This is a genomic window from Leptolyngbya sp. PL-A3 (assembly GCF_039962325.1).
GTDB lineage: Bacteria > Cyanobacteriota > Cyanobacteriia > Elainellales > Elainellaceae > Vacuolonema.
On sequence record NZ_JAMPLB010000024.1, the window covers coordinates 97,800 to 105,962 of the forward strand.

An 8,163-nucleotide genomic window follows, 5' to 3' on the forward strand; every position below is an offset into this window, starting at 1 on the left:
CTTACAGGCATCTAACCACGTATCACATCGCTTTTATGCAACTTCAGATTAATGAGTACAAACACTGGCACTGTTATACAGCGCTTTGCGCTTGAATCAGCTCCGGTTGCTTTTGTGAGAGCCGTACTCCGCACGGCTCTCACAAAAGCAACCGGATTTTAAGCGATTGAAAAGCACTACAAGCACAGAAAATTGCGACTTGCAATCAAAAATTTTTATCAGCGTATTGAGAGAACTTTAATCATTTTTGAAAATTTAATTTGATGTTGTTTTTAGATGAAATATTCTGCTTGAAGGATTATTTCTATATATCTGAAAAGTTCCGCTTCCGGAAGAATCAGTTCTAAAATTCCTTTAAAGGTTCCCATAGCGATTGCTCTCAATGCTCCATTGGCCAAAAAGATTCAACCTCCTCGCACATAGAGATTCGTTTTCTAACACTGAATTCTCAACAAGGTTAAACTGAATGAGGGGTCTAGCCCCTTACCTCACTTTTTTGCTTTTTGCGTCTGCAAATCAGAGCGGTCTAAATAAATCCAAAGCTACTCCATGACTTTTAGTTAAATTTACTATTTATGGGCATCCCGCCAGTTGTCTTAATGGTGGATGATTCGATCGAGAGAAGGGCTCACGTTCGATCGTTTCTTGATCAAGAAATTCAGCAAGCCTATATATTTTTAGAGTCTGATAATGGGGTTGCAGGACTGAATCTGTGCCAGTATTTAGCCTTGCTGTCCCAACAGCGATCGCTCCCCAATGTCATTCTGCTGCACAATCCCCTCCCTGACATGGATGGGTTGGAGTTTCTGCGACGTCTGGCTCAGCAAGCGGGCCAATACCAGCTTCCTGTCATTGTGTTGACAGATGTTGAGGAAGTAGCAGTTGCTGTGGAGGCTATTAAGTTAGGTGGGCAAAATTATTTTGGATGGAACAACTTAACCGCAGCATCTTTGGGGGCTGCAGTGCAGTCTGTATTAGGAGGGCAGTCCCCACGGGAACCGCAGAATCAAACACAAGATTCTCGGCGATCGCCATATCCATCTCAAAATTCTCAAGCAGAAACGCCCATGCAGCCCGAGGATAGGCTTAATCACAACTATGACCTGGCATCGGCTGTTTTAGAAGCAGTCAATAGCCTGATTATTGTGCTTGATCGCAAAGGGCGAATTTTGCGCTTTAACCGCGCCTGCGAGCGTCTCACGGGCTATAGCTTTGCTGAAATGCAACATCAAGGACTGCAGAAACTTCTGCTTCCAGAGGAGCAAGACGCCGTTCAAGAAACCTTTCAGACCCTGACCGCTGGGCACTTTCCCAATCAGTACGAAAATTACTGGGTGGCAAAAGATGGTAGCCGTCACCTGATTGCCTGGTCAAATAGTGCGCTCGTGGATGATCAAGGCCAGGTAGAGTACGTCATTGGCACAGGAGTTGACATCACCGACCAGCGACAGATGGAGGCTGACTTGCGCCTGAGCGAGGCTCAACGTCAGCTAGCAATAGACGTAACCCACATTGCGACCTGGGATTGGCGCATCAAAAGGAACGTCATTGAGTGGAATGACAACCATTTTCGGTTGTTGGGGCTTGTACCTGGAGAGGTCACTCCTTCCTATGAGGCATGGCGCGATCGGGTTCATCCAGAAGATGTGGAACAGGTCGAACAAAGCATTACGAGAGCGTTGAGCACTCAGGCCGATTACACAATCGAGTATCGTGTTGTTCACCCTGATGGCACAGTGCATTGGGTCTCAGCTCAGGGACGGGCGCTCTATGATGATTCCGGGCAACCGTTTCGGATGCTAGGCATCATGCTAGATGTCAGCGATCGCAAACAAGCTGAACAAGATCTTCACCAGCTCAATCAGGAACTCGAAAGGCGAGTCGCTCAACGCACCACAGCCCTTCAGACTAGCGAAGCTCGTTACCGCGCCATCATCGAAGACCAGACCGAGCTTATCGTTCGCTTCTCCCCAGATGGCATCGTTCGGTTTGTCAATGACGCCTACTGTCGCTACTTCGGTCTGCAATCAGACGATCTTCTGGGCAACAGCTATGACCCCGTCATTTATGAAGCAGATCGGGAACTGGTATCTCACCAAATTCAGGCAATTAGTCCTGAGAACCCTACCGTTACCCTTGAAAACCGGGTAGTCGTTCAGGGAGAAATTCGTTGGACACAGTGGATTACTCGCCTATTATTTGATGCCCAGGGGCAAGCGTCTGAATTTCAAGCCGTAGGCCGCGATATCACCAATCTCAAACGCACCGAGGAAGCCCTGCGCATCAGTGAGGAGCGGCTTAAATTGGCTCTGGAGGGATCGGGGGATGGCCTGTGGGATTGGGATATCGTCACGGATGAAACTCATCTCAGTCCTAATTGGTTAGGAATGTTGGGCTATCAGGTGGATGAATTGCCAGCAGGGCAGGAAATGTGGCTCCAATTAATTCACCCTGAGGATAGCCCCTGGGTTGTGGAGCGGCTCAATGCCCATTTCGCAGACAGTAATGTTCCCTATGCCTTTGACTACCGGATGCGGATGAAGTCGGGGGAATGGAAGTGGATTGCCAACTACGGCAAGGTTGTCGCGCGAGATGAACAGGGTGCGCCGTTGCGAATGGTAGGGACGCATCAGGATATTAGCGATCGCAAACAAGCCGAAGAACAACTGCGAAACCTCTCCGTTCGCCTTACCCTGGCCTTGCAATCGGGGGCGATCGGCACCTGGGATTGGGATCTGATCCAGGAAGCCTATTGGGATGATGCTATGTACGCGCTTTACGGTTTCGATCGTGCAGTGCGCCCCGCAGTATATCAAGACTGGCTTAATGCCCTACATCCAGAAGATCGAGAACCTAGCCAAGCGGCTTTACAGAGTGCCTTACAAGGTGAGCGCGACTTTAATATAGAGTTTCGCATCTACCGGACGGATGGGTCCCTTCGCTATATCAAAGCGGCTGCCGTCGTTCAACGGGATGACCAGGGTAATCCCCGTCGTATGGTCGGCATCAACTACGACATTACTGAGCGCAAACAGGCTGAAGAAGCCTTAGCCACCTATACCCGCGAAGTTGAAGACCTCTATAACAATGCCCCCTGTGGGTATCACTCCCTAGATGCAGAGGGGCGCTACATCCGGGTCAACCAAACGGAGCTCGACATTTTGGGATATACCTGCGAAGAAATGTTGGGTCGCCCCGTAACCGACTTCCTCACAGAATCCAGCCAGCAAACGTTTCAGCAAAATTTTTTAGACTTTCTACAACGGGGTTGGGCCAGGAATCTAGAGTATGAGTTTGTCTGCAAAGATGGCACAGTTCTACCTGTGCTGATCAACGCAACCGCCGTCACCGCCCCGGATGGCACCCACCTGTACAACCGGGCAACGCTGCTGGACATTCGCGATCGCAAACAAGCCGAAGAACAATTGCGCATCAGCAGTGAGCGCATTAGCCTGGCCAATGCCGAGTTAGCTCGAGCCACTCGTATTAAAGATGAATTTCTAGCAGGCATGAGTCATGAACTGCGTACCCCTCTCAACGCCGTGATGGGGCTATCGGAGGCTTTACTAGAAGAGGTATATGGCCCGCTGAACGAAAACCAGCGCAATTCTTTGCGGGTCATTGAGCAAAGTGGTCAACATCTTTTGTCCTTGATCAACGATATCCTTGATCTCTCCAAGATCGAGTCAGGTCGTATGGACCTGGAGATAGAGGCGATCGCTGTTTCCAGCCTTTGTGAGGAAAGTCTGTCCTTTGTTCGGCAGCAGGCAAACCAGAAACATCTACGGCTAAGCCTCAACATTTCTGAGGGCCTAGTTCAAATGCAATGCGATGCCCGGAGGATTCGGCAAGCTCTCATTAACCTGCTCAGCAACGCGGTCAAATTCACCCCGAATCATGGGGCAGTCACGCTTCAAGTCTCTGCAGATTCTCTGCAAGAAACCATCAATTTTTCAGTCATTGATACAGGCATTGGGATCGCACCCGAACAGTTCAGCAAACTCTTTCAACCCTTTGTACAGCTAGATAGCAGCCTATCTCGTCGTTATGAAGGAACGGGCTTGGGGCTGGCTCTAGTACGCCGCATTGTCGAACTGCACGGCGGCAGTATTTCCCTGGAAAGCGAAGTTGGATCTGGCAGTCGGTTTACCATTACCCTGCCCTGGGTGCCGCAAACGTCAGTCTTACCCACTGAACGCCTCGACCTTCGCACCACCCCACTCCCCCTACTTCAACAGGCGCTGGTGGTGGAAGACTCCCAGGATGCGGCGAATCAGATTGTTCGCTATCTGGCCGAGATGGAAGCGGAAACAGTAGTTCATCCCCAGGGGGAAGGCGTCCTCGACATTGCCCTCGAAACTCAACCGGATCTGATCATTCTGGATATTCTTTTACCCGACCAGTCGGGATGGGACGTGTTAATTGCCTTGAAGGCAAATCCAGCAACGGCCTCAATTCCGGTTATGATTATTTCCGTTTTGGATGAGCGGACTTACGGCTTAGAACTGGGCGCAGCGGAGTATTTGGTGAAACCCATCACGCGCCAGCAGTTGCAGGGAGCCATGGGCCAAATTTTAGAATCGAGGAATGCCCTTGAAAAGCAGACAACCCTGGTTATTACCCCCAATCAATCGACCCGATCACCGCTTATCCTGCTGGCGGAAGACCAGGAAGATAACATTGTCACCACCCTTCCATACCTGCAATTACATGGATTTGAGGTTATCCTGGCCCGAAATGGCCTGGAAGCCCTTGATCTGGCCGAACAGCATCACCCAGATTTAATTCTGATGGACATTCAAATGCCCGAAATGGATGGGTTGGAAGCAACCCGCCATATTCGGGCAAATGTCACCCTAAGTCGTGTTCCCATCCTGGCCTTAACAGCCCTGGCCATGCCAGGCGATCGCGAACGGTGTTTAGCGGCTGGAGCCAATGAGTATCTCACAAAACCTGTCGGTCTGAAACAACTGCTGAAGGTGATTGCAACCTATGTCCCAGCCCCACGAATCCCAGACTGAGTCCGCCCCAGCTCCGACGCCTCCCTCAATCCTTGTAGTTGATGATGAACCCAGCGGTGCTGCGGTAATACAGGCATTGCTTCACCGGGAGGGCTACCGCATGACTTACCGCGACAGCGGTGAGAAAGCTCTGGCGGAAATGGAGGCGATCGCCCCTGACCTGATCCTGTTAGATGTCATGATGCCGGGGCTGAATGGTATTGAGGTGTGCGATCGGCTCAAATCAGATTCTCAGTGGCAACATATCCCCATCATCATGGTGACAGCCTTGAGTTCTAAGGAAGATTTGGCCAATGCTCTGGAAACGGGAGCGGATGACTTTATCACCAAACCTGTCAATGGCGTCGAACTACGAGCCAGGGTGCGCTCCATGCTGCGCATCAAGCAGCAGTATGATGCCCTGAAAGCAACCCTGCAACTGCGGGAAGACATGTCAGATATGGTGGTACATGACTTGCGCAACCCTACAGCAAAAATCTTGCTGAGTTCTGAATTGTTGCTGCTAGCTGGCCTGTCAGGAAAAGAAATGGAGCGGGTGCAAATGATTGGAGCGGCAGCGCGATCGCTCAATTCTCTGATTAACGATCTTCTGCTAATGGCCAAGATGGATGCTGGAAAGCTGATACTCCATGCAAGCTGGTTCGATCTCAACGCTCTGCTAAGGAACATCACAACTGATTTACAAGAAGTTTTAAACCAGAGAAACCTGCGTCTTGAAACCGAAATTCCCAATACTGAACACACTATTCTGGCTGACCAGAATTTGCTCCACCGCTTAATTGACAACCTAATGTCAAATGCTATTAAATTCTCTCCCCGCAACAGCACAATAACGCTACGGGTTGAGTGGTTATCAGGTGCGGCATCCGAGGATGGCAAACCAATTCAAGTCCGAATAGAAGTAGCTGATGAAGGGCCAGGGGTCAAAGAAGAACTCCGACAGCAAATTTTCAAAAAATACGAAATTGGCGAAAGCGCCTCTGGCGTCACCCAAATTGGGCTGGGTCTAGCATTTTGCAAAATTGTTGCTGAAGCCCACGGTGGTCGCATCTTTGTGGAAAATAACATGCCCCGAGGTGCGATCTTCACTGTTGAGCTTTAGCTTGAATGCATCAGGACGCTTGCAGGTTAAGAACATCTTTAAATGTCGTGTTGACCAACACCTAAAACGTCCTTAACCCAAACTCAAATTTGTTACGATATGTAAAGACTACCTGTGGACCGAGGGTTTATGTTGACAGACGATTGCCGACCGACCGAGACTTTGTCTGCTAACCAATCCTCTGCACAGCCCGTCGAGCTTCCCGCTGGGGGTAACGATCCCACTCGATTTGATTGGAAAGAAGCCTGGTATCCCGTTTTTTACCTGGATGATCTCGACAAGGCTCGACCTCAAAAATTCACCTTGTTAGAGCGAGACCTCGTCATCTGGTGGAACCGACAAACAGAAACTTGGTGCGCCTTTGATGATCAGTGCCCCCATCGGCTCGCGCCCCTCTCCGAAGGACGCATTGCCGAGGATGGTTTGTTGGAATGCCCCTATCATGGGTGGGCTTTTCAGGGTGATGGAACGTGCGATCGTATTCCCCAAGCACTTCCTAACAGCAGCGCTCACACGTCTCCCCGAGCCTGTGTTGCCTCGCTTCCTACCGCTGTACGTCAGGGTTTGCTCTTCGTTTACCCTGGCAACCCCGACAATGCCCTTCGGGTCAAAGTGCCTACTATCAGCCCTTTAGAGGAAAACCCCGAAGGTTGGATCTGTCTTAATACCTTCCGAGACCTGCCTTATGATGCTCTTACCCTACTAGAAAACGTCCTGGATGCCAGTCATGTCCCCTTCACTCATCACCGCTCCGTAGGCAACCGCTCCAATGCCGCCCCTGTAGAATTGGAAGTGATTGAAGCCACCAGGCAGGGCTTTACAGGTACATGGGCAGAGGGTCCTCGCAAAGGCACCCTGGGGCAACAAAACACTACTTTTATCGCTCCCTCCCTAATGTGGCATGACCTCACTTCCAAACAGTTTGGCCGTACCCTTACCGTGGTCTACGCTACTCCCATTCGCAAGGGTGAATGCCGTATTTTTGCCCGCTTTCCCTTCAAATTTGCCAGCAAACTTCCTGCCTTCTTCATCGGGCTCAGTCCTCGCTGGTACTCCCACCTGGGTCAAAATAGTGTACTCGAAGATGACCAAATCTTTCTCCACCATCAAGAACGTTACCTGGCTGCAAAGCCAGACAGTGAGAACGTAGCAAAAGCTTTTTATTTGCCTACTCGTGCCGATGCGTTCGTTCTGAAACTGCGTCAGTGGGTAAGCCAATACTGTGCAAATCCCTTCCCTGAACAATCCCTAAGTTCAGCTCTAAAACCTGAAGTTCTGCTCGATCGCTACCACTCTCACACAAAGCATTGTGCCAGTTGCCGCCGTGCATTGGCTCGCATTCAACTTCTACGACAAATATGTGTGGGGGTAGCGGCGATCGCGTGGTCACTCATTCCCCTCCTTTCTCTACTCTCTGCCCCTCCTCTTTCCTTAGCCCTGATGGCTACAACCATCCCACTGCTAGCTGGCGGTATCTGGGTAGGTCTGGGAAGATTAGAACGGCAGTTTTATGAAGGGCGAATAATTCCTCCACGAAACCTCCCCGAGCGAAAATCCTAACTATCTTTTTGAAAATTTGCATCTCTAAGGGGCTTTACGCGATACGTAGAACTCTCTGCAGATGCAAATTTTAGACTTCAAGCCAAAAGGCAAAAACCTTCCTCAGATTGAGGAAGGTTTTTGGTTGAGTATTACCCTGGCACTGAGCTATTTTCCCGTGGGGCAACCCCCAAAGTATCTTCGCCGCTGGTCTGTTTCACACCTCAGTTCGGGATGGATGAGAGTGGGGCCAAACCGCCATTAGCACCAGGAAAGCTTTGAATGCTTTTATTTGTGCGTTTGCAGTTTCAATAAGAAACTCAATCGTAGAACCGCTTGCACAGCAATTAAATAACTGTCGTTTTCACACACAATGATGTAGATATTGAGGACAAGCCCTCGGTCTGTTAGTATTCCTCGACTTCGCCCATTACTGGACTTCCATCTAGAACCTATTAACCCGTGTTCTGCGGGTGACCTTACTCCCTTATGGGATGAGAG

At 50.1% G+C, this 8,163-nt stretch carries 3 protein-coding genes and 1 rRNA gene; 3 read left to right on the forward strand and 1 reads right to left on the reverse strand.

Annotation, left to right across the window (positions count from 1 at the left end; all coding sequences use genetic code 11):
* Positions 1 to 575: 575 nt before the first annotated feature.
* From NDI52_RS18610 to NDI52_RS18620, 3 genes are all read left to right on the forward strand, one after another.
* Positions 576 to 5,021, forward strand: a complete 4,446-nt coding sequence (locus tag NDI52_RS18610; protein ID WP_190789197.1) for a PAS domain S-box protein — start codon at positions 576 to 578, stop codon at positions 5,019 to 5,021.
* Positions 4,993 to 6,123, forward strand: coding sequence for a hybrid sensor histidine kinase/response regulator (locus NDI52_RS18615; RefSeq protein ID WP_190770424.1), 1,131 nt, complete (start codon positions 4,993 to 4,995; stop codon positions 6,121 to 6,123). Before NDI52_RS18610 ends, NDI52_RS18615 begins: the two co-directional genes overlap by 29 nt.
* Before the next feature lie 129 nt (positions 6,124 to 6,252).
* A complete protein-coding gene (locus NDI52_RS18620; protein ID WP_190770425.1) occupies positions 6,253 to 7,683 on the forward strand; it encodes a Rieske 2Fe-2S domain-containing protein in 1,431 nt (476 codons plus the stop codon).
* 366 nt (positions 7,684 to 8,049) lie between these two features.
* Here NDI52_RS18620 and NDI52_RS18625 read toward each other — a convergent pair.
* Positions 8,050 to 8,163 (reverse strand): 23S ribosomal RNA (locus tag NDI52_RS18625); the annotation flags it as partial.